The following is a 21,273-nucleotide window of genomic DNA, read 5'->3' as shown; positions in this document are numbered from 1 at the left end:
GTCTTATCCCCCTCTCTCGCTTTCGGGAGAGGGAGTGAATACCGCCGAATTTCAACGCATGTGAAAGCGCGTGAACACGATGTCTGAATCGCCAAATCCAACCGACCAACAGCCCACCTCCGTAGTTGATCAGGCCGTTGCCAGCGGTGGCTCGTATGAAGTGCTTGCCAAGCGCTTGGCGGCACAAGGCGAGACGCTCGAATCGCTGGTGCGCCAGCTCAACGAAGATCGCCTTGAAGAGTTTGGCCGCAGCCAGATGGAAGTCATCGGGCGCATGCGCGTGCGCACTGAAAACAACTGCGTGGGCCGTGACGTCACGCAGGTCGGTGACCTGCTGCTCTTCGGCTACAACGTCTTCATGGGCCTCAAGCAGGCCACGCGGGTAGAAGACGTGTTCGCGCTCTACCGGCTTGAGGAGACCGAGCATGGCTACGAGGTCATGCCGGTGGAGCTCAAGGACAGCTTTCTCGGCATCCAGAGCTTCGTGCAGGACTTCCAGGAGCTCTATGCGTACTACAAGAACACGCGGCTGATGCAGCTCGTCGTGCGCGACGGCAAGCTGCTCGCGAGCTTCCAGATCGGCGAGCGCATCACCGACACGCGGGTGTTCCGCTGGTCGATCTCGCCGGACGGAAAGACTGTCAAGTACATCGACAACCGCGGCGAGCGCGACATCGAGCCGCCTGCGGCCTACGATTTCGAATGGCAGCGTGCGGGGCGCGAACAGGCTGTGCAAGGCCGCTATGCGCACATGAATATTCTCGACAAGGTGTTCGTCGAGACGCTGGGCGGCACACTCACGGTGAAGGTCGAGAACAACACCAACGACGGCCTCGGCATCTACAGCGAGCCGGTGCTGGAAGCCAATCAGTCGCTCGACGACGCGGTGTTCGAATACGCGGCGGTGGGCAGCATGATCCTGTTGAAGATCCTGCCATATCGCGAAGAGCAGTGGCGCTATCTGATCTTCAACACGCTCTCGCGCCAGGTGCTGCGCATGGACGCGATTGCAGGTGCCTGCATCCAGTTGCCCGACGACCACGGCATCATTTTTCCGGGCGGCTACTACCTGCAGAACGGTGAGCACCGTTCGTTCGAGCAGAACATGCAGGGTATGCGCTTTCGCCGCAGCATCCGCTCGCCCAACGGCGAGGATGTGCTCTACATCTTCTACGAACCCGAGAGCGGCCGCATGGCGCTCTTCAAATACAACCTGATCGAGCGCGCGCTGCAGCCGCCCATCGTCTGCCACGGCTATGCGCGGCTCGAAGACGGCCGCATCGTGATTTTTGCGGCCGATGGCGACGAGGCCACGCGCGTGCATCCGATGCAGATCTGGCGCACGCCGTTCGCGTCCGAAGACTTCGCCGCACGCCAGCCGCAGAAGGACAGCTTTCTCGGCCGCATCGGCAATGCCGAGCTGGTCAGCGGCGTGTCCGACCTCTACAGCGTGCGCAAGGAAATCGCCGCGCCCGAGGTGTCGCTTGCGCGCTATGAGCGGCTGATCGACACGACGCGTCTGCTGTTCGAGCGCCATCAGTGGATCAATACGCCGCCGCTCGCCGCGATGAACGAGGTGCTGCACGGCATCGTCGCGACCGGCGATGCGGTGATCGACGAGTACGAGAAGGTCGAGAGCATCCGCCAGACGTCGACGCGCGCGATGAGCGATGTGTCGACCCAGCACACGGCGCTGCTCAAGCGAGTGCGTACCAGCGACTGGGAGACGGTGGACGACCACGTCGGCGCGCTTGAAGAACTGGCGCGTCTGCGTGGGCAGCTGATGTCCACGCGCGAGCTGCGCTATGTGGACACCGCCGCCATCGACGCGATGGTGACGACGGTGAACGAGGCGCAGGGCGATGTATCGCAACGTACGGCGGCCTTCATCGCCACTGATGCGGCGCTGCAGCCGTATGTGGATGAGCTGCAGAAGCTCGACCAGCAGGCGCAGGCGGCGGCCACGGTGGTGCAGCTGAAAGAGCCGCTTGGCGAGATGACTCGCATCTCCACGGCGCTCGACATGCTCTCCGAGCTGATGGGCGGCCTGAAGATCGATGACGCGACGCAGCGTACCCAAGTGGTGGACCGGATCTCGGTGATCTACTCGCGTCTCAATCAGGTGCGCGCGCGTGCCGAGCAGCGCAGAAGCAGCCTGGGCAGTTCGGAAAACGTTGCACAGTTTGCGGCGCAGCTGGCGCTGTTTTCGCAGAGCATCGTCAACGCGCTGGGGCTCGCGCAGACGCCCGAGAAATGCGACGAGCAACTGGCGCGCCTGTTGGTGCAGCTTGAGGAAATCGAAGGGCAGTTCGGTGAGCACGAGCAGTTCCTCTCCGACATCGTCGCCAAGCGCGAGGAGCTGCTCGAGACCTTCGAATCGCAGCGCCAGTCGCTTGCGGACGCGCGCCAGCGCCGTGCTCAGGGCGTGCTCGACGCAGCTTTGCGCATTGTGCAGAGCCTGCCCAAGCGCACCGAGAAGCTCGCATCGAGCGAAGCGTTGCACGCGTTTTTTGCGGGTGATCCGCTGATCACCAAGTTGAAGGAGCTGGCGCAGCGGCTGCGTACCGAACTCTTCGACCCGGTGAAGGCCGACGACATCGATACGCGCGTGAAGACGCTGCGCGATCAGGCCTTTCGCTCGCTGCAGGACCGCACCGATCTGTTCGAAGGCGGTGGTAACGTCATCAAGCTCGGGCGGCACAAGTTCAGCGTGGGCAATCAGGATCTGGAACTCACGCTGCTGCCGCGCAACGGTGAGTTGTTCCTGCATCTGGTGGGCACCGAATATTTCGAGGCGGTGGACAGCCCTGAACTTGTGCAACTGCAGGCTTACTGGGATGTATCCACCCTGGCCGAGTCGCCCGAGTTCTATCGCGGCGAATACCTCGCGCTCAGCGTGGTGCTGGCTGCACACAATCGCACCGATGGCTGGGACGATGCGCGCCTGAAGCAACTCGCTATTGACAACGCCGCGCTCACGCAGGCGATTCGCGAATTCGCTGCGCCGCGATATCGCGAAGGCTACGAGCGCGGCATCCACGATCATGATGCGGCGCTGATTATCCAGGCTCTGCTGCCGCTGCGTGATGCGGCGGGCGTATTGCGCTATGGGCCTGATGCGCGTGCACTCGCGGTGCTGTTCTGGAGCGAGCATGAGCGCATCCAGCAGCCGCAATTGGCCGTCGCGATTGCACAGTGGTCGCGCCGCGCACAGCATGCGCAGTCCATGCAGACGCTGTTCGCGAGCGAGGCCGAGCTGCAGGCGCTGCAGGCCGACGTGGGAACCCAACTGCGCACATTCGCCGAAGAACGCGGTCTGTTCGAGGTGTTCAATGGCCTCTCGGCGCATGGCGACATCGACGGTCTGGTCCGCGCGGCTGCCAACTATCTGCAGGCCGAGCTCGCGCAGAAGGCGCTGCGTTTTCACTTCTCTAGCTACGGACAATCGGCCGTGGCGGCGCTGCAGGCAGCGCTCAAAAGCGATGCGCAGAACCCCACACAGTGGGACGATATGCAGGCTTACTGGCGAGGCGATGATCGCCAGCACCGCAACCAGGTGGCGCCGCTTTCCGAGCGCTGGCGCAGCGCGTTGCACTGGCTGCAGACGGCCTGCAAGGCGCTCAGAACGCCTGAGGGCGATGCGCTGCTCGCCTACTGCGGCGAGGCGGCCTCGTGGTTGACCTGTGCGAGCCATGTGCCGAGCGCGGTGAGCAATGTCGATCTGCGCACGTCGGTGCACGGGCTGCTCGGCCAGCACCCGCGCATCGCGAACGGGCGGATGACGCTGCAGATCGACGACCTCGGCATGCGCGCGGCGCACCACTTCCGCATCTTCGTGCCGCAGTTCGAGCGCTACCAGCAGCTGCGCCAGCAGGTGCTCAAGTCGTATCGTGAACGCATTCGCGTGGAGGAGTTCAAGGCCAAGCCGCTGACCTCGTTCGTGCGCAACAAGCTGATCAACGAAAGCTACCTGCCGGTGATCGGCGACAACCTCGCCAAGCAGATCGGCGCGGTGGGCGAGAGCCGTCGCACGGACCAGATGGGCCTGTTGATGATGATTTCACCCCCGGGCTACGGCAAGACCACGCTGATGGAGTACGTGGCGAGTCGTCTCGGCTTGATCTTCATGAAGATCAATGGCCCGGCGCTCGGCCATTCGGTGCGCTCGCTCGACCCCGCGCAGGCGCCCGATGCGACGGCCGCGAAGGAGTTGGAGAAGCTCAATCTCGCGCTCGAGATGGCGAACAACGTGATGCTGTACATCGACGACATCCAGCACACGCATCCGGAGTTTCTGCAGAAGTTCATTTCGCTGTCGGACGGCACCCGCCGCATCGAGGGCGTATGGCGCGGCCAGACGCGCACGCATGATCTGCGCGGCAAGCGCTTTTGCGTGGTGATGGCGGGCAATCCGTACACCGAGTCGGGAGAGGTCTTCAAGATCCCCGACATGCTCGCCAACCGTGCGGACATCTACAACCTCGGCGACGTGCTCGGCGGCATGGAAGAGGTCTTCAAGCTCAGCTACATCGAGAACAGCATGACGTCGAACGCGGTGCTCGCGCCGATGGCCACGCGCAGTCTGCAGGACCTGTATCTGCTGATCGACAAGGCGCGGGGCAAGGAGGTATCGAGCAACGCGCTGAGCTACGAATACTCGTCTGCCGAGCTGCGCGAGATCGAGGCTACGCTGGTGCGGATGCTCAAGGTGCGCGAGGTGGTGTTCCGCGTGAACCAGCAGTACATCGCCAGCGCCGCGCAGGACGACAACTACCGTCAGGAACCGCCGTTCAAGCTGCAGGGCAGTTATCGCAACATGAACAAGCTCTCGGAGAAGATCACGCCGGTGATGAACGACGCCGAGATGCAGCAGATGCTCGACGACCACTACCAAGGCGAGGCGCAGATGCTGACCACGGGCGCGGAGGAAAACCTGCTCAAGCTGCGCGAGTTGCGCGGTGCGCTGAATGCGGAGCAGTCCACGCGCTGGAACGATATCCGGACCGAGTTTCTGCGCCAGAAGGCCATGGGCGGTGCGGGCGCCGATGCGGGCACGCGGGTGGCGTCGCAACTGGTCGATCTGGTCGCGGCGACGCGCGAATTGGCGACGGCGCAGCAAAGCAGCAGCGAACTGAGCCTGACGCAGGCCGACAAGCAGGGGCAGCTGTTCACGCGGCTCGGCCAGATGCAGCAGGCGCAGGCCAAACAGTCGGCGAGCGAGTGGAGCGAGTTGCTAGGGCAACTGCAGAGCGCCCAGCGGGCCTCGGATGAGTCCTTGCAGCGCATCAGCGAGGCGCTGGCGCGTTCAACGCAGGGCGGTAGGGGTGAGGGTGCGGCGGAGGCCGCCGAGCGCTCTGCGCAGCTTCTAGGGGGGCTGGTGCAAACGGCAATGCAGCCGGTGGCGGATCACCTCGAACATTCGCGTCGCCAGCAGCTCGGGCTGCACCGCGTGCTCATGCAGGTGGCCACGCGCATGCAGGAGCAGATCGACGCGCTGCGCCGTTCGGGCAAACCCACGCTGCGCGCCGACGAGATCGACAACGCGTTCAACACGATGGCGCGCAGCGAGGTGGATAGCCGCGAGAAGTAATCTCGGTCGCGGACGGGCTGGCTTGTGGCGACTCAGGCCAGCTTGGGATAGTCGATGTATCCGTGCTCGCCGCCGCCGTAAAACGTGGTCTGGTCCCAGGCATTGAGCGGGGCCTTCTCGCGCAGGCGCTCGACCAGATCCGGGTTGGCGATGTAGAGCTTGCCGAAGGCCACCATGTCGGCCTGGCCGCTGGCAATGGCCTTGGCGGCCATGTCGCCGTCGTAGCCGTTGTTCACCATCCAGACGCCCTTGCCGCCGGCCTGGCGGTAGCTGTTCTTGAACTGGGCGTAATCGAATGGACGGCCCTCCACCTCGCGCGGTCCACCGGTGGCGCCTTCGATCACGTGGATGAACGCGAGGCCCAGCGGTGCGAGCTTCTTCGCCACGTAGTCATATACGGGCTGCGGATGGCTGTCCACGATGTCGTTGGCGGGCGTGACGGGCGAGAGCCGGATGCCGACCTTGCCGCCACCAATGGCATCGGCTACGGCGCGGGTGACTTCCAGCAGCAGGCGTGCGCGGTTCGGGATCGAGCCGCCGTAGTCGTCGGAGCGCTTGTTGGCGCCATCCTTGAGGAACTGCTCGAGCAGGTAGCCGTTGGCGGCATGGATTTCGACGCCATCGAAGCCTGCGGTTTCGACGGCATTGCGCGCGGCCTGCACATAGGAATGCACGATCATCGGCAGCTCTTCGAGCTTGAGCTCGCGCGGTTTGGAGACCGGAACGAAATGGCCCTTGCCAGTGGCCTTGTCGATGACGAAGGTGCGGGTGTTGGCCTGAATCGCGCTGGGACCGAGTGGGGGGTGGCTTTCGGGCAGCAGGTCGACATGCGAGATGCGGCCCACATGCCAGATCTGCGTGACGATCTTGCCGCCGCGTTCGTGCACCGCTTCCGTCACTTTTTTCCAGCCGTCGAGCTGTTCGGTGTCATACAGGCCCGGGACATCGGCGTAGCCCTGAGCGAATGGGTCGATGGCCGTACCCTCGGTGATCAGCAGCCCGGCGCTGGCGCGCTGGGCATAGTACTTGGCGGTGATGGCCAAGGGAATAGCGTTGGGCGAACGATTGCGCGTGAGCGGCGCCATCGCGATGCGGTTGGCGAGTTGAAGGTCGCCCGCTTGAATTCGGGAGAACAGCGTGGGGGTGGCGGAAGTCATGGGGGCCTGCTTTCTCGGCGAGAGATGAACGGAGGAATACGGATACGGTAATCAATGCCTGAATTATTCCGCTAGTCGCGACCGTGCTGTTTCTTTGTCCATGCCCTCGACCTGTCAAGCCCCTGAGCGATCAGGCGAGCGCGTTGGCGCGCTGCTGGCGCTCGATCCAGCTCTTGAATGCTGTCATCTGCGCGGTGACGAACTTGCGGGTGAGTTCATCGGTGCATTGTGCGTCGGCGTCGAATTTCTGTGCGGCATTGCCCACGAACACCTCGGGTTTCACCATCGTGGCGGCGTTCATGAACATCATGATCTTGCGCAGGTCGTACTGCACGCGCGCTCCGCCGAGCGGGCCGGTGGTGGCCGAGAGGATGGCGAGCGGCTTGTGGGCGAACGGCTGGTCTTCACCACGCGAGATCCAGTCGATCAGGTTCTTGAGCATGCCGGGCACGGAGAAGTTGTACTCGGGCGTGACGATGACGACGCCATCGGCGCGGCGAATGCGCTCGCGCAGTGCCTGCACGGTGTCCGGGAAGCCCTTGGCGAGCAGGTCGGCGTTGAAGGGCGGCACGGCTTCCCACTCCAGCGTGCTGAGCGTCATCGGTGCTGGCATGCATTCGCCTGCGAGATTGAGCACCATGCGGTTGAAGGACTGGGCGCGATTGCTGCCGCAAATGCCGACGATATCCATGTGGGTTTCCAATGCTGAAAGAGAAAAAAGGCCGCCGGGCATGATACGCGGCGGCCGTGGAGTGGCTGGGGCGGTGCGTGCGGGTTCAGTCCTGCTGCGGAATGCCCACCTTGGTGATCACATTGCGCCAGCGCTTGATTTCGCTTTCCACCATGCGCCGGAATTCGGCTGGCGTGCTGCGGGAGGCCATGCTGCCGGAGTCGAACAGCGTCTTTTGAATGTCGGCACCGCGCAGTGCCGTGTTCACATCGCCAGTCAGGCGGTCAATGATCGCCTGGGGCGTTTTGGCCGGTGCAGCGAGACCCAACCACGAACGCACCTCGAAGCCGCGCAGCACGGCCGAGACCGGTGGCACGCCCATCATGGTGGGCCATTCGGCGGCGCTGGTCACGCCCAGCGCGCGCAGGCGGCCCGATTTGATGTGCGGGGCGGCCACGGTGAGGGTGTCGGTGAGGATGTCTACATCGCCTGCGATCACTGCCTGCACGGGCGCACCGCCGCCACGGTAGGGCACGTGCATCAACTGCACGTTGGCTGTGGAGCCGAGGAGCTCTCCGACCATGTGCTGCGTGGAGCCCACGCCCACCGAGGTGAAGGTGATGCGGCCGGGTTCCTTCTTCGCCATCTCGAGTAGCTCGGCCAGATTCTTGGCAGGGTGCTCGGCGCGCACGGCGACCACGAACGGAAACGCCGAGACGGTGGAGATGAACGCGAAGTCCTTCACCGGGTCATACGGCAGCTTCTTCTTGAGCGCTGCGGACACCGTGTGGGCGCCCGTGAGCATGACGAGGTTGTAGCCGTCTGGTGCGGCTTTGGCGACGGCATTGCTCGCGATGACGCCACCCGCGCCGCTCTTGATGTCGACGACTACGGATTGCTTGAGCGATTCAGAGAGCTTCTGCGCGATGAGTCGCGCGACCACGTCGGCGTTGCCGCCGGCGCCGAAGCCGTGGGTCAGTGTGACCGGATGGGTGGGGTAGCTCGCCTGCGCCCAGCTAAGGGCCGGCGTGGCAAGGGCAGCAGCCCCTGCGGTGAGTACATGTCGACGCGAGAAGGAACGTGTGCTTGGCAAGATGGTGTCTCCTATGGTGCCAATTGAAACAATTCGTACTTACACTGATTCTGCCTCGTCTTTGCGTGCGTAACCGGTCTGGGACCCGTAAAGCAGGGCTCTTTGGGACCAATCATGCGTGCGATTCCACAGGGCGAGAACTTCGGGGGCCTCTTTTTCGAAAATCCGGTATCTGGACGGGTCGCAAGTGCGCGCAGTCAGCTCCAAACGATGGCCGGAAGGATCGAAAAAGTAGATCGAGGTGATGAAGTCATCATGGTTGGTCGGGCCGACCACCTTGATGCCCTTGGCTTCGAGGTCTTTCTTGGCCTCGAGCACTGCGGCGAGGTTTTCCACCTCGAACGCGAAGTGCTGGATCCAACCCGGCGTGGCGGCATCGCGACCCGAGGGTTCTCCATCGTCCTTGGGGCATTCGAAGAAGGCGATGTTGCCGCCGTCCTCCATCTCGAAAAAGATGTGGATGTGTGGGCTGTATTTGCCGGTGGAAGGCACATGGTCCTCGCCCATCGCGTGCGAGAACTTGAGGCCCAGCACCTCGGTGTAGAACTTCACGGTCTCGGCCGCGTCTTTGCAGCGGAAGGCCGCGTGATGCAGTTTCTTGCACAGCATGTCGTGTCTCCTGTAGTGGCCTGGGGATCAGGCCTTGGGCTCGTTCCACATCGGTGTGAAGAACGGGGCAGGGTTGAGAAATTTCGATTCCTGGCTTTGCAGCAGCGGCAGCATCCGCGCCACGTACTTCTGCCAGTCGGGATTGGCCGCAAGCTGCGCGCGCAGTGCGGCGCGCTCGTTCAGATCGGTGTAGGCCCACAGGTGGACAATCTGGTTGAGCGGGCCGCTCTCGGTTGTGTAGTAGCCGACCATGCGCCCGAGAATGCGATGCTGGATCGCAAGGCCCTCGGCCTCGTAGAGCGCGAGATAGTCGCGCCATTTGCCGGGTAGTGCGGTGTAGGTGCGTTCCTCGATGATCATGTGGACGACGTTTCACGTGAAACCGCAGGCAGCAGCAAGCCGGTGCAGACGCCGAAGCCGATGGGCACGAAGCCCTCACGCTCGCAACGGCCATGGAACGTCACCTCGTCACCGTCTTCAAGGAAGCTGCGGCGCTCGCCGGTGGCCGCCAGCAGCATGCTTTCGGCGCCGCCACGGGTAATCTCAAGCAGGCTGCCGAGGGCGTCCTGGCCCGCTCCGGAAACCGTGCCCGAGCCCATCAGGTCGCCGGTGTTCACGGCGCTGCCGTTGCTGCTGTGGTGCGCGACCATCTGCGCGAAGCTCCAGTACAGCGTCTCGGTGTTGGAGCGCGAAAGCGTATGCGCGGGCGCGTCGACCTCGCGCATGCGGGTGGTGCGTAGCGTTGCGTCAATGCGGATGTCGAGTGCGCCGCGGGCCTGATCGACGGCATTGAACAAATGGGGCAGGGGTGCTGGATCACCCTCGGCGCGCGCCGCTACGGCGATGCGGAAGGGAGCGAGCGCCTCGGCCGTCACCACCCAAGGCGAGACGCTGGTCGCGAAGCTCTTAGCGAGGAAGGGGCCAAGCGGCTGGTATTCCCAGGACTGCACGTCGCGTGCCGACCAGTCGTTGAGCAGCGAGAAGCCGAAGATGTGGTCCCAAGCGTTGGCCACTTCGATTGGCTCGCCGTCCTTCGACGGAGTGCCGATATACATGCCCAGCTCGACCTCGTAATCGAGCCGTTTCGCGGGTGCGAAAACCGGCGCTGGCTGGTCTGCGGCTTTCAACTGACCCCATGGGCGTTGCACGCGGTCACCACTCACGCGAATGCTGTTCGCACGGCCGTTGTAGGCCACGGGCACATACTTGTAGTTGGGCAGCAGCGGGGCATCCGGGCGGAACAAGCGGCCGGCGTTCGTGGCATGGTGCACGGATGCAAAGAAGTCGGTGTAGCCCGCGACCTTCACCGGCAGCAGCAACTCGGCACGGCTCATCGGGATCAGCGCCGAGGTGAGCAGGGCGCGGTGCTCCTCGTTGCCTGCTGAGAGCAGGTGGGACAGCGCGGCGCGCAGGGCCGATGCGGCGCCGTTGCCGAGGGCCATTAACGCGTTCAGGTGCGGCTCGGTGCAGGCGACTGCGGCCTTGCGGGCATCGCCTGTGAAGAGCCGCAGGCAGGCGCTGATGTCCAGAATCTGGTCGCCAATGCCCATGCCGCAGCGCACGGCTTCATGCGTTCCTTGGGTTCGGAAGATGGCCAGTGGCAGGTTCTGGATCGGGAAGTCGCATCCGGCGACGTTCGCGCTGTCCACCCAGCTGCGTAGTTGCGGATCATGCGTCGCGTTCAGGCTGATGAAGGCGCTGGTCACAGGACATGCCCCCCGTCGATCACGATGCGGGTGCCCGTAGAGGTGCGCAGCAGCGCCGCGCAGGCGACGACGGAGTCCGCCACGTCTTCGGGCGTCACCACACGGCCCAGAGGCGTTTTGGAGGCCTTTTTCTCGATCTCTTCGCGGCTGCGTCCGGCGACGAAGTCGGTGTCCACTGAGGCTGGCGAAACGCAGAGAAAGCGCACCGGGCCGAACGCTCGGGCGAGTGACTGGGTCAGCGTGTCGAGCGCCGCCTTGGCCGCGCAGTAGGCCATATTGCTGCCGTTTCCGGTGAAGGCGGAGACCGACGAGACGCTCACCACGACCGCGTCACTGCCGCTCACGTTGAGCAGCGGCATCAGCGCGTGGACGATGGCGTAAGTGCCCCCGACGTTGGACAGCAGGATCTCGTTGAACAGGGCGGGGGTGAGCGTGTCCAGATCGCTGTGTGCGATGCGCTGCGTGTATCCGGCCGAGTTCACCAGAATGTCGAGGCGGCCAAAGCGCTGCGCGAGCCACGCGGCCGCTGCTGCGTGCGTGGCAGTGTCATCGAGCGAGATCTGCAGCGTGTGGTGTTCGCCTTCAAGGGAGGCCCGCAGCGCCTCGGCACGGTCTTGGCCGGAGTGATAGCCGATGACCACGGTTGCTCCCTCACGAGCCAGGGCGCGCACGGTGGCAGCGCCGATGCCATTGCTGCCGCCGGTGACGAAGGCGATCTTGCCGGACAGGCGGGTTGTCAGTGTTGAATTCATGTTCAGCGAAAGGGCCGCGCCGATGGCCGGAGCCCTTGATGGAGAAATGAATTTGATTGTTTGGGATGTGCGCGCGCGAGTCTGGCGGGTGTTCAATAAATGGACACGAGACGATGCCGGTCCGTTCGGGCAAAGAAAAACGGCGTTCCAGCCGGGGCAGGGAACGCCGTTGTCGGGAGCAGGGATCGGCACGAGAGCCGGTGCGCTTATTTGATCAGGCCTTCGGCCTTCATCGCCTCGATCACCGCCGGGCGGGCGCCCACGCGTTCGCGGTACTTGCCGAGGTTGGCGAAGCCGGAGATATCCACACCTGTGAGACCGGCCCAGTTGGTCACGGTGAACAAATAGGCGTCGGCCACGGTGAATTGGTCGCCTAGGAGGTATTGCTTGCCGGTCAGTTCATTCTCCACGTATTGAAGGCGTTGGGCGATTTTGTCACGCGCGGCGTTCTTGACCTCGTCGGAGTTGGGCCCGAACAGCGGGCCGAAGTTCTTGTGCACTTCGGTGCCGATGAAGGTCAGCCATTCTTGAAGTTTGTAGCGTTCCCAAGTGCCGTTGGCAGGGGCGAGCTTCTTCTCTGGAGCCTGATCGGCCAAATATTGAACGATGGCGGGGCCTTCGTGTAGGCGTTTGCCGTCATCGAGCTCCAGCAGCGGCACATAACCCAGTGGGTTGATCGTGTAGTAGTCCGTGCCGTCTTGCAGCTTGTGGGACTTGGTGCTTGCCAGAACGGGGGTGTATTTCAGACCGAGCTCCTGCAGCACGATGTGCGGGGATAGGGAGCAGGCGCCGGGGGAGTAGTAGAGCTTCATGAATAGGACCTTTTCTTCAACAGTCAGGGAAATGAAACGTCAACGGATGAACATGCTATACCGACTTGAACAGGCTTGCTTGGATGTGCGTTCTCTTCCATGCATTGGTCATTTTGCTTAAAATTTGAGCAGATCTCTGGGTCGAAGAACACGCTGTTTCACGTGGAACATGCAGTCATCCCACGAAGCTTTCGGGGCGGAAGGCGCAATGCCCGGGACAGAAATGCCCGGGCGTGGGAAAATCACGGGTTCTCCGGCCTTGTTGAGGTCGGTCATTTCAGTTTCATGGATCTGCGGAGTCATACACGGCGATGCGGATCCAGCCACCCAGCTGTGCGCGGCCGGGTGGGAACGATTCGTTGTTGGCGGGCGAGCGCGTCCCCCGGAGTTGCACTCCATGTTGTATCCCCAGAATTTTGATGTCATCGTAGTTGGCGGCGGTCACGCCGGAACGGAGGCGGCCCTCGCCGCTGCGCGCATGGGCTGCAAAACCCTGCTGCTCTCACACAACATCGAGACGCTAGGCCAGATGAGCTGCAATCCCAGCATCGGCGGAATCGGCAAGGGCCACCTCGTGAAGGAGGTTGATGCCATGGGCGGCGCGATGGCGCTGGCCACTGACAAGGGCGGTATCCAGTTCCGCATTCTCAACAGCTCCAAGGGTCCGGCAGTGCGCGCGACGCGGGCGCAGGCCGACCGCATTCTGTACAAGGCCGCCATCCGCGAGATGCTGGAAAACCAGCCGAATCTCTGGTTGTTCCAGCAGGCGGTCGATGACCTGATGGTGGAGGGCGATCGCGTCGTCGGCGCCGTCACCCAGGTCGGCATCCAGTTCCGCAGCAGCACCGTGGTGCTGACGGCGGGTACCTTTCTCGACGGCAAGATCCACGTCGGATTGAACAACTACGCGGCGGGCCGTGCGGGCGATCCGCCGGCCGTGTCTTTGTCGGCGCGTCTCAAGGAGTTGAAGCTGCCGCAAGGGCGCCTCAAGACGGGGACGCCGCCGCGCATCGATGGCCGCAGCATCGACTTTTCCAAGTGCGGGGAGCAGCCCGGCGACGGCATGCCCGGTGGCGTGAACGAGGGCACCGTGCCGGTGTTCAGCTTCATGGGCAACGCGGCGATGCACCCGAAGCAGGTGCCTTGCTGGGTTACCCACACCAATGCGCGCACGCACGAAATCATCCGCTCGGGCTTTGACCGTAGCCCCATGTTCACCGGCAAGATCGAGGGCGTTGGCCCGCGCTACTGCCCGAGCGTGGAAGACAAGATCAACCGTTTCGCGGACAAGGAAAGTCATCAGATTTTCCTCGAGCCGGAAGGCCTGACCACGAACGAGTACTACCCGAACGGCATCTCAACCAGCCTGCCCTTCGACATCCAGTACGACTTGGTCCGCAGCATAGTCGGTCTGGAGAATGCGCACATTCTGCGTCCCGGGTACGCCATCGAGTACGACTACTTCGATCCGCGATCACTCAAGAGCAGCTTTGAGACGCGCCAGATCAACGGCCTGTTCTTCGCCGGTCAGATCAACGGGACGACGGGATACGAGGAGGCGGCGGCCCAGGGCATGTTCGCTGGCATCAACGCCGCGCTGCAATGCCGCGAACAGGAGGCCTGGGTGCCGCGCCGCGATGAGGCTTATCTCGGCGTGCTCGTGGATGACCTGATCACCAAGGGTGTGAACGAGCCTTATCGCATGTTTACCAGCCGTGCGGAGTTCCGCTTGCAGCTGCGTGAGGACAATGCGGACATGCGGTTGACTGAGGTAGCGCGCGACATGGGGCTGATCGACGACGCCCGTTGGGACGCCTTCAGTCGCAAGCGCGATGCTGTTTCACGTGAAACAGAACGCCTGAAAGCGACCTGGGTGAATCCGCGCAATCTGCCAGCGACGGAATCCGAGCGGGTTTTGGGTAAGGCCATCGACCACGAGTACAACCTGTTCGATCTGCTGCGTCGCCCGAACGTAGGCTATGTTGATCTCACGAACATGGATGGTGGCAAGTATGTGAGCCCCGATGTTTCACGTGAAACGCTGGGCGAGCTCAGCGACTCCGTTATCGAGCAGGTGGAGATTGCAGCCAAATATTCAGGTTACATCGACCGTCAGAAGGATGAGGTCGAACGCGCCGCACATTTCGAGAAGCTGCGCCTGCCCGAAGAGCTGGACTACATGCAGGTGGCAGCGCTGTCGTTCGAGGTGCGCCAGACGCTGCAGAAGCATCGACCCGAAACACTGGGCCAGGCCTCTCGCATGTCGGGTGTGACTCCGGCAGCGATTTCGCTGCTGATGGTGCATCTGAAGAGGGGCGGCTTCAAGGAGTTCAGCAATCTCTCTGGCCAACCTGTGGAAACTACAGCATGAGCGAGGCAATGTTGAATCAACTGCGTGATGGCGCGCAAACCCTCGGTCTTGAGCTGAGTGAACAGCAGTTCTTGCAGCTGATGGAGTTTCTTTCCGTGCTGCAGAAGTGGAACAAGGTCTACAACCTGACCTCGGTGCGCGATCCACAGGAGATGCTCACGCACCATCTGCTGGACAGCCTCGCTGCGGTCAGGCCGTTGCAGAAGCACTTCGCGGGCATGCCGCAGGGGCAGCGTGAAAAGCTGCTCGATGTGGGTTCGGGCGGTGGACTACCGGGCGTGGTGTTCGCCATCTGCTGCCCGCAGCTTGATGTGAGTTGTGTGGACACGGTGGCCAAGAAGGCGGCCTTCATCAACCAGGCGGCGGCTACGCTCAAGTTGTCCAACCTGCATGGCATCCATGCACGGGTCGAAACGCTGACCGACAAGTACGATGTCGTGAGCTGCCGGGCTTTCGCTTCGCTGATCGATTTCACGACCTGGTCGCGTGCCACGCTGGCCGACCACGCCATCTGGTTCGCGATGAAGGGTAAGCACCCTCATGATGAAATCGCCTCGCTCGGGGCGGATGTGGAAGTGTTTCACGTGGAACAACTACAGGTCCCCGCGCTTGATGCAGATCGTTGCATCGTCTGGATGAAGCCGGTGCCTTAAACTAACGTCATCAACATCTTCCCGCACGTAGGTCATCCCATGTTTGGAATTGCTGACTACGGCGCGTTCGTCGCCGCGATCATCCTGTTTCTGTGCATTCCCGGCCCCGGGAATCTGGCGCTGATCACCTCGACCAGCAAGGGGGGAGTGCGTGGCGGGTTCGCCTCCACCTTTGGCGTGATCTGCGCAGACCAGGCGCTGATGTGGGCGGCGGTCGGCGGCGTGGCGGGGCTGATGACGGCCTATCCGGCGGCCTTTCATGCGGTGCAGTGGCTGGGCGCCGCGTATCTGGCCTGGATGGGCTGGCGCATGCTGCGGGCCAAGCCGGGCGATGCGCCGGTAATCAACATCCAGTCTCGTCACTACTTCAAGCAGGGTGCCATCATCACCTTGTTCAATCCCAAGGCCATCGTGTTCTACATGGCGTTTTTTCCGCTGTTCGTGAATCCGAAGACGCATCAGGGGCTGACCACATTCGCCGCTATGGCCGCGACGGTCGCCACGCTGACGCTGATCTATGCCACGATCATGATCGTGCTCACGCATTTCCTGGCGGAACACATGCGTGCCAGTCCGCGCATCGTGTCCTTTCTCGAAAAGACTGCGGGCATTTTCCTCATTGGCTTCGGCGTCAAGCTGGCCATTTCCAAATAACACCGAACACCTCGAAAAGATCGCATGGCCAAGATTTTCTGCATTGCCAATCAGAAGGGTGGAGTTGGCAAAACCACCACCACCGTGAACCTTGCTGCGGGCCTGGCCAAGATCGGTCAGCGCGTATTGTTGGTGGACCTCGATCCACAGGGTAATGCCACCATGGGATCGGGTGTGGACAAGCGCGCGCTGGAACTCAGTGTCTACGATGTGCTGCTCGAGTCGGCGTCGATCAAGGAAGCTGCTGTGCGGGCTGAGGAGTGCGGCTACCACGTGCTCGGAGCCAACCGGGAATTGGCGGGCGCCGAGGTGGAGTTGGTGACGCTGGCCCAGCGCGAAAAACGTCTGAAGGCGGCGTTGGGAGCGGTCGACAAGGACTATGACTTCGTGTTGATCGACTGCCCTCCGAGCCTGTCGATGCTCACGCTGAACGGTCTGTGCAGCGCCAACGGCGTGGTCGTGCCCATGCAGTGCGAGTACTTCGCGCTCGAAGGTCTGACCGATCTTGTGAACACCATCAAGCAGGTGCATGCCAATCTGAATCCCGACCTGCAGGTCATCGGCCTGCTGCGCGTGATGTACGACCCACGCATCACGCTGCAAAGCCAGGTCAGCGAACAACTCAAGGACCACTTCGGCGACAAGGTGTTCGACACCGTCATTCCGCGCAATGTGAGACTCGCCGAGGCCCCCAGTTATGGTTTGCCGGGCGTGGTATTCGATGCGAACGCCAAGGGCAGTGTGGCCTTCGTCGAGTTCGCGAAGGAAATGGTCAAACGCATCAAGAAGATGTGAGCCGGGTAGCACCACTCATGAACGCAAGCAATATGTTGATCCTGCCGGGCTGGCAAGGCTCGGGCGATGAGCACTGGCAAAGCCGCTGGGAACGTCTGTACGGCTACCAGCGCGTGGAGCAGCATGACTGGATGCATCCACTGCGTGGCGACTGGAGCGCGCGGCTGGAAGAGACCGTGGTGGATGCCGAAGGGCCCGTCGTGCTCCTGGCGCACAGCCTGGGCTGCATTCTGACGGCCTGGTGGGCCGCGCATTCACGCAACGTGGGCAAGGTGCAGGCGGCTCTGTTGGTCGCTCCGGGCGATGTGGAACGCCCCGAACTGGCGGGCCCGCTGCGTGGCTGGTGTCCGATCTCGCAGCGGGCCCTGCCGTTTCCGAGCATTCTCGTGGGCAGTCAGGACGACCCGTATTGCAGCCTCGAGCGCGCAGCCGCGCTGGCCGAGGCCTGGGGCTCGCGCTTCGTGGACGCGGGAGCCTGTGGACATATCAATGCCGCATCGGGTCTGGGCGACTGGCCCGAAGGGCATGCGCTGCTGGATTCGCTGGTGCAGAACAAGACAAAGAAGGACTGAACGACATGGTCACGAAGAAACCCAAGGGCCTCGGCCGCGGACTTGAGGCATTGCTGGGCCCCAAGGTGGCGGACAAGGCCCCGATGGCGATCTCCATCAAGGACGGCATGCCAGCCGAAGGACAGGGCGTAGGCAAGCTCGCGTTGACCGAGATGGTGCCCGGCATGTACCAGCCGCGCACGCGCATGGACGAGGGCGCGCTCTACGAGTTGGCCGAGAGCATCAAGCAGCAGGGCATCATGCAGCCCATCCTGGTGCGCAAGCTGGCGGATGGGGAGAACGCTGGCAAGTACGAAATCATCGCGGGCGAACGGCGTTTTCGAGCCTCCAAGCTGGCCGGTCTGACCGAGGTACCGGTGCTGGTGCGCGACGTGCCCAACGAGGCCGCCGCCGCGATGGCGCTGATCGAGAACATCCAGCGCGAAGACCTGAATCCGCTTGAAGAAGCGCAGGGTCTGCAGCGCCTGATCCGCGAATTCGGCCTCACGCACGAGCAGGCTGCGCAGGCCGTGGGCCGCTCACGCAGTGCGGCTTCCAACCTGTTGCGCCTGCTGAATCTGGCCGAACCCGTGCAAACCATGCTCATGGCGGGCGACATCGACATGGGCCATGCCCGTGCGCTGCTGTCGCTCGACCGTGCCGCGCAGATCACCGCAGGCAACCAGATCGCGGCCAAGAAGCTGTCGGTGCGCGAGGCCGAGGCGCTGGTTAAGAAGCTGGGTGCGGAATTCAATCTGCAGCCCCAGAAGCCCAAGAAAGAGAAGACCCGTGACCTGAAACGAGTCGAGGAAGAGCTCTCCGACCTGCTTACCGCCGAGGTGGAGGTGCGGGTGAAGAAGCGCGTCAAGCGCCATGGCCGGGTTGAGGAAATGGGGGAACTGGCCATTCAATTTGGCTCGCTGGAATCACTCAATGGGCTGATCGAACGGCTGCGCGGTAATCAATCCAATTGAATCAAGAAGTTTCTACTAGAAACAAATTGCAAACACTGTCCATCAAAAGAGTCTGAGCGCTATTATTTCCCGTCATTTTTGAGCGGGAACAAATCTCCCCGTTCAAGCGCACTTTAATCAAGCGTATGGAAGGGGAGTCCGTGATGCGCAAAACTCACATGACCTTGGTCGCAGCCGCATGTGCTGCAGTCGTTCTTACCGGTTGCGAAACCACCGACATGAAGATGGGCAGCTCGGAGTCCAAGACAGTGGCGACGGGTGCTGCAGGCGGCTCCAGCACGGCCAACGCGAGCAGCCAACTAGAGCGCTGTCAAGCGCCGCTTGGCACGGTCTCGCTGGTCGAGAATCAGGATGCTGGCTGGTACACCATCCTGCGCAACGAATACCGCCTTCCACCCACCGCCAATCTTCTGCGCTTGCTGGTGCAGCAATCCAACTGCTTCATCGTCGTCGAGCGCAGCGCCGCAGGCATGCGTGCCATGGACCGTGAGCGTCAGATCATGGGCTCGGGTGAAATGCGCGGTGGCAGCAATTTCGGCAAGGGCCAGATGGTGGCATCCGACTACGCCATGTCGCCCGAAATTATTTTCTCCAACAGTGACGCAGGCGGCATCGGCGGGGCATTGGGCGGTCTGATCGGTGGTGGTCGCGGCGCGGCCGTGGCGGCCATCGGCGGCAGCTTGAAGACCCGCGAAGCCAGCGCCATGCTGACGCTGGTGGACAACCGCTCCGGCGTGCAGGTCTCGGCCTCTGAAGGAAGTGCCTCCAAAAGCGATTTTGCGGGCTTTGGCGGAATTTTTGGTGGATCGGCAGCGGGTGGTCTGGGTGGATACCAGAACACCGCTCAGGGCAAGGTCATCACGGCCGCGTTCATGGACGCCTACAACCAGATGGTCGTGGCCCTGCGCAGCTACCGTGCTCAGTCGGTGCAGGGGCAGGGCCTAGGTGGTGGTGGCCGCTTGGGCGTGGATGGCGCAGCAGCGCCATCGCAGACACGTGCCGGTGCCAGCATGTCCACGCGCGAGGCGCAGGCGCGTCTGCAGGAGATGGGCTACAACGTCGTGCCCGATGGTTCAATGGGCGCCAAGACCATGAACGCGATCCGCGCCTATCAAAAGGATCAGGGTCTGAGCCAGAGTGGCCGTCTGGACAAGGCGACAGTGGACGCGCTTTCACGCTGACCGACGCATCTTTCCAGTCATCTTGCAGGTGATCCAAAGCGGCCGCGAGGCCGCTTTTTTGTGTGCCAGATCCCGGGGTATGCACCTTTGAGCAAAGCGTTCAAGTCGCTGCCGTCTTGTCGCACCTGAACCGTGCGACATAGGCGACATAGTTGGCGATCTGGCCTAGGATGCCCGTCGTTTCAACGGAGCTCCTGTCTCATGCATCTGTCACTGCCCCCGTTCTGGGCGTCGTGGTTGCCTGCGTCTGCCTGCAGCCAACCTGACGCCTCCGGATCCTTTTTCTTTTCCTTTCTTTCTGTGTCCGTCGCCCGCCTGACCGAGGCCGCGAGGACCCAGCGGACCCCCACGCCACTGGCTGGGCCCGGACCCGCAGAGTTGCGCATCGACGTGCATACCGGCACCGAGGCCATCGAAAACGAGCTGCAGTCGCTGCACGACCGGCTTCACACTCCCGGCGACTCCATGCACGGCATAGCGCATTTGCCGCTGCTCCAGGACTCCCGCTTCACCGTGCACTTTCGCGAAGCCGATGGCGAGCGTTATGTCTATATCGAAGACACGCTGGCACAGCGGCTCGCGGGCTATACGGTCTTCAACAGACTCATCGAGATCAACAAGCGTGCCGACCGTGTGCTGCGCGCGCCGCACTCCAAGTTCGCGCCAGAATACCAGCGCACAGGGCTGGCGACGGCCGTGTACCGTTGGGCGCTCGAGGGCGGCCAGTGCCTGATGACGGGCGCGCGCCAGTCGGACGGGGCTCATGCGCTCTGGGATCGCCTCGCGCGCGACTATGAGCAGGGCTATGTGCATCTGCATGACAAGACGCTCACCTACCTCGGCACAGAGGTGTATGACGAACGCCTCATGGATGATCTCAATACTCGCCGCGTGCTGCTTGCCCGTGGGTGGAATATCGAGCACTTGGCGGAAACCTCACAGATGCGCACGCTGGTTCGCGAAGATGCATGCCTCTCCACGCAGCTTTGACGCGTGCATTCGTGTGCGCGCCGCGTGATGTTCAGCGCGGTCGGAACATGCGAAAGCGCTGGGCTTCCTCAATCTTGAAATAGTCCGCAGGACCACCGCCACGCAGTATGGGCTCGCCCGCCGCCGTGTCGTAGATGCCATCCTTGAGCAGACGCTGCTCAATGTGCACGGTCACCACTTCGCCCAGCACCAGCCAGCTCGGTGCGGCCACGCCGTCGATGCCCTTGAGCTGCACGATCTGCGTGCACTTGCATTCCATGGTCACGGGGCTCTCGGCCACGCGCGGGGGCTTCACGATCAGCGACGCCAGCGGTGTGAGCCCCGAGAGTGCGAACTCGTTCACCTCCGGGGGCACCGCCGCGCAGCTCTGGTTCATGGCCTCGGCCAACGGCTGCGTGGCAAGGTTCCATACGAACTCGCCCGTCGCTTCAATGTTGGTCAGCGTGTCCTTCTTGCCGAGACTGGAGAAACCGATGATCGGCGGCGTGTAGTTGAAGGCGTTGAAGAAGCTGTAGGGAGCAAGATTGAGCACGCCCGCCGCGCTTTGCGTGGAGATCCAGCCGATGGGACGCGGTCCGATGATGGCGTTGAACGGATCATGCGGCAAACCGTGGCCATCGCGTGGAATGTAGGTGTGAAAGCGTTCGGATTCGTTGGACATGGTGACAGCAGAGGATGAACTGGTTGGCTCCATCCTAGCCGTTCATTTGGCGCA

The 21,273-nt window shown here is 62.7% G+C and carries 19 protein-coding genes; 10 read left to right on the top strand and 9 right to left on the bottom strand.

From position 1 onward, the window contains the following. Positions 1 to 79 precede the first annotated feature (79 nt). On the top strand, positions 80 to 5,590 hold the full coding sequence (locus G7047_RS23495; RefSeq protein WP_166310520.1) for a DNA repair ATPase: 5,511 nt from the start codon (positions 80 to 82) through the stop codon (positions 5,588 to 5,590). 32 nt (positions 5,591 to 5,622) lie between these two features. Here G7047_RS23495 and G7047_RS23490 read toward each other — a convergent pair whose 3' ends face one another. The 7 genes from G7047_RS23490 to G7047_RS23460 form a co-directional block, all read right to left on the bottom strand. After that, on the bottom strand, positions 5,623 to 6,747 hold the full coding sequence (locus G7047_RS23490) for an alkene reductase (RefSeq protein ID WP_166310518.1): 1,125 nt from the start codon (positions 6,745 to 6,747) through the stop codon (positions 5,623 to 5,625). Between the two features lie 130 nt (positions 6,748 to 6,877). After that, positions 6,878 to 7,438 carry an NADPH-dependent FMN reductase gene (locus G7047_RS23485; RefSeq protein ID WP_166310516.1) on the bottom strand — a complete coding sequence of 187 codons (561 nt, stop codon included), beginning with the start codon at positions 7,436 to 7,438 and terminating at the stop codon, positions 6,878 to 6,880. An 85-nt stretch (positions 7,439 to 7,523) separates the two neighbouring features. Then, positions 7,524 to 8,510 (bottom strand): tripartite tricarboxylate transporter substrate binding protein, encoded by a 987-nt coding sequence (locus G7047_RS23480; protein WP_166310514.1) that lies wholly within the window; start codon positions 8,508 to 8,510, stop codon positions 7,524 to 7,526. A gap of 39 nt (positions 8,511 to 8,549) precedes the next feature. Beyond that, complete coding sequence (locus G7047_RS23475) at positions 8,550 to 9,119, bottom strand: VOC family protein (RefSeq protein WP_166310512.1); 570 nt, start codon at positions 9,117 to 9,119, stop codon at positions 8,550 to 8,552. Positions 9,120 to 9,146: 27 nt separating this feature from the next. Then, positions 9,147 to 9,479: an NIPSNAP family protein gene (locus G7047_RS23470; RefSeq protein ID WP_166310510.1), complete on the bottom strand. Its 333-nt coding sequence runs from the start codon at positions 9,477 to 9,479 to the stop codon at positions 9,147 to 9,149. Then, positions 9,476 to 10,825 (bottom strand): fumarylacetoacetase, encoded by a 1,350-nt coding sequence (gene fahA, locus G7047_RS23465; protein WP_240939233.1) that lies wholly within the window; start codon positions 10,823 to 10,825, stop codon positions 9,476 to 9,478. Before fahA ends, G7047_RS23470 begins: the two co-directional genes overlap by 4 nt. Next, positions 10,822 to 11,577 carry an SDR family NAD(P)-dependent oxidoreductase gene (locus G7047_RS23460; RefSeq protein WP_166310508.1) on the bottom strand — a complete coding sequence of 252 codons (756 nt, stop codon included), beginning with the start codon at positions 11,575 to 11,577 and terminating at the stop codon, positions 10,822 to 10,824. Before G7047_RS23460 ends, fahA begins: the two co-directional genes overlap by 4 nt. Between G7047_RS23460 and G7047_RS23455 the strand changes: the two genes are divergently transcribed. Continuing rightward, positions 11,576 to 11,791 (top strand): hypothetical protein, encoded by a 216-nt coding sequence (locus tag G7047_RS23455; RefSeq protein WP_166310506.1) that lies wholly within the window; start codon positions 11,576 to 11,578, stop codon positions 11,789 to 11,791. The two genes, G7047_RS23460 and G7047_RS23455, sit on opposite strands and share 2 nt — an antisense overlap. Here G7047_RS23455 and gstA read toward each other — a convergent pair. Continuing rightward, positions 11,784 to 12,389 (bottom strand): glutathione transferase GstA, encoded by a 606-nt coding sequence (gstA, locus tag G7047_RS23450; RefSeq protein WP_166310504.1) that lies wholly within the window; start codon positions 12,387 to 12,389, stop codon positions 11,784 to 11,786. The two genes, G7047_RS23455 and gstA, sit on opposite strands and share 8 nt — an antisense overlap. Before the next feature lie 397 nt (positions 12,390 to 12,786). On the opposite strand from gstA, the gene mnmG reads away from it, so the two are divergent. From mnmG to G7047_RS23410, 8 genes are all read left to right on the top strand, one after another. Beyond that, positions 12,787 to 14,760, top strand: coding sequence for a tRNA uridine-5-carboxymethylaminomethyl(34) synthesis enzyme MnmG (gene mnmG, locus G7047_RS23445; RefSeq protein WP_166310502.1), 1,974 nt, complete (start codon positions 12,787 to 12,789; stop codon positions 14,758 to 14,760). Then, positions 14,757 to 15,413: a 16S rRNA (guanine(527)-N(7))-methyltransferase RsmG gene (rsmG, locus tag G7047_RS23440; RefSeq protein ID WP_166310500.1), complete on the top strand. Its 657-nt coding sequence runs from the start codon at positions 14,757 to 14,759 to the stop codon at positions 15,411 to 15,413. Before mnmG ends, rsmG begins: the two co-directional genes overlap by 4 nt. A 39-nt stretch (positions 15,414 to 15,452) precedes the next feature. Next, positions 15,453 to 16,067 carry a LysE family transporter gene (locus tag G7047_RS23435; protein ID WP_166310498.1) on the top strand — a complete coding sequence of 205 codons (615 nt, stop codon included), beginning with the start codon at positions 15,453 to 15,455 and terminating at the stop codon, positions 16,065 to 16,067. A gap of 24 nt (positions 16,068 to 16,091) precedes the next feature. Then, on the top strand, positions 16,092 to 16,862 hold the full coding sequence (locus G7047_RS23430; RefSeq protein WP_166310496.1) for a ParA family protein: 771 nt from the start codon (positions 16,092 to 16,094) through the stop codon (positions 16,860 to 16,862). A gap of 17 nt (positions 16,863 to 16,879) precedes the next feature. Further along, positions 16,880 to 17,434: an alpha/beta hydrolase gene (locus G7047_RS23425; protein ID WP_166310494.1), complete on the top strand. Its 555-nt coding sequence runs from the start codon at positions 16,880 to 16,882 to the stop codon at positions 17,432 to 17,434. 5 nt (positions 17,435 to 17,439) lie between these two features. Next, entirely contained in the window at positions 17,440 to 18,387 is a 948-nt protein-coding gene (locus G7047_RS23420) for a ParB/RepB/Spo0J family partition protein (RefSeq protein WP_166310492.1), read from the top strand. Positions 18,388 to 18,545: 158 nt separating this feature from the next. Beyond that, positions 18,546 to 19,568 carry a peptidoglycan-binding protein gene (locus G7047_RS23415; RefSeq protein ID WP_371813823.1) on the top strand — a complete coding sequence of 341 codons (1,023 nt, stop codon included), beginning with the start codon at positions 18,546 to 18,548 and terminating at the stop codon, positions 19,566 to 19,568. 201 nt (positions 19,569 to 19,769) lie between these two features. Then, entirely contained in the window at positions 19,770 to 20,558 is a 789-nt protein-coding gene (locus G7047_RS23410) for an N-acetyltransferase (RefSeq protein ID WP_240939232.1), read from the top strand. Positions 20,559 to 20,589: 31 nt separating this feature from the next. Here the strand turns inward: G7047_RS23410 and G7047_RS23405 are convergent, their stop codons facing one another. Further along, positions 20,590 to 21,219 carry a flavin reductase family protein gene (locus tag G7047_RS23405; RefSeq protein ID WP_166310489.1) on the bottom strand — a complete coding sequence of 210 codons (630 nt, stop codon included), beginning with the start codon at positions 21,217 to 21,219 and terminating at the stop codon, positions 20,590 to 20,592. Positions 21,220 to 21,273 lie beyond the last annotated feature (54 nt).

Source organism: Diaphorobacter sp. HDW4A (assembly GCF_011305995.1).
GTDB lineage: Bacteria > Pseudomonadota > Gammaproteobacteria > Burkholderiales > Burkholderiaceae_C > Diaphorobacter_A.
The sequence above is the reverse complement of the archived record's forward strand: the minus strand, read 5'-3'. Positions and strand labels throughout refer to the sequence as shown.

What these genes read in the sequence shown, in the direction of transcription:
- G7047_RS23485 (WP_166310516.1), bottom strand. Translation starts at nt 7,438, where the DNA reads ATGGATATCGTCGGCATTTGCGGCAGCAATCGCGCCCAGTCCTTCAAC.
- rsmG (WP_166310500.1), top strand. Translation starts at nt 14,757, where the DNA reads ATGAGCGAGGCAATGTTGAATCAACTGCGTGATGGCGCGCAAACCCTC.
- G7047_RS23455 (WP_166310506.1), top strand. Translation starts at nt 11,576, where the DNA reads ATGTTCAGCGAAAGGGCCGCGCCGATGGCCGGAGCCCTTGATGGAGAA.
- G7047_RS23405 (WP_166310489.1), bottom strand. Translation starts at nt 21,219, where the DNA reads ATGTCCAACGAATCCGAACGCTTTCACACCTACATTCCACGCGATGGC.
- gstA (WP_166310504.1), bottom strand. Translation starts at nt 12,389, where the DNA reads ATGAAGCTCTACTACTCCCCCGGCGCCTGCTCCCTATCCCCGCACATC.
- G7047_RS23410 (WP_240939232.1), top strand. Translation starts at nt 19,770, where the DNA reads ATGCATCTGTCACTGCCCCCGTTCTGGGCGTCGTGGTTGCCTGCGTCT.
- G7047_RS23490 (WP_166310518.1), bottom strand. Translation starts at nt 6,747, where the DNA reads ATGACTTCCGCCACCCCCACGCTGTTCTCCCGAATTCAAGCGGGCGAC.
- G7047_RS23420 (WP_166310492.1), top strand. Translation starts at nt 17,440, where the DNA reads ATGGTCACGAAGAAACCCAAGGGCCTCGGCCGCGGACTTGAGGCATTG.
- G7047_RS23415 (WP_371813823.1), top strand. Translation starts at nt 18,546, where the DNA reads ATGACCTTGGTCGCAGCCGCATGTGCTGCAGTCGTTCTTACCGGTTGC.
- G7047_RS23460 (WP_166310508.1), bottom strand. Translation starts at nt 11,577, where the DNA reads ATGAATTCAACACTGACAACCCGCCTGTCCGGCAAGATCGCCTTCGTC.
- G7047_RS23475 (WP_166310512.1), bottom strand. Translation starts at nt 9,119, where the DNA reads ATGCTGTGCAAGAAACTGCATCACGCGGCCTTCCGCTGCAAAGACGCG.
- G7047_RS23495 (WP_166310520.1), top strand. Translation starts at nt 80, where the DNA reads ATGTCTGAATCGCCAAATCCAACCGACCAACAGCCCACCTCCGTAGTT.
- mnmG (WP_166310502.1), top strand. Translation starts at nt 12,787, where the DNA reads ATGTTGTATCCCCAGAATTTTGATGTCATCGTAGTTGGCGGCGGTCAC.
- G7047_RS23430 (WP_166310496.1), top strand. Translation starts at nt 16,092, where the DNA reads ATGGCCAAGATTTTCTGCATTGCCAATCAGAAGGGTGGAGTTGGCAAA.
- G7047_RS23425 (WP_166310494.1), top strand. Translation starts at nt 16,880, where the DNA reads ATGAACGCAAGCAATATGTTGATCCTGCCGGGCTGGCAAGGCTCGGGC.
- G7047_RS23470 (WP_166310510.1), bottom strand. Translation starts at nt 9,479, where the DNA reads ATGATCATCGAGGAACGCACCTACACCGCACTACCCGGCAAATGGCGC.
- G7047_RS23435 (WP_166310498.1), top strand. Translation starts at nt 15,453, where the DNA reads ATGTTTGGAATTGCTGACTACGGCGCGTTCGTCGCCGCGATCATCCTG.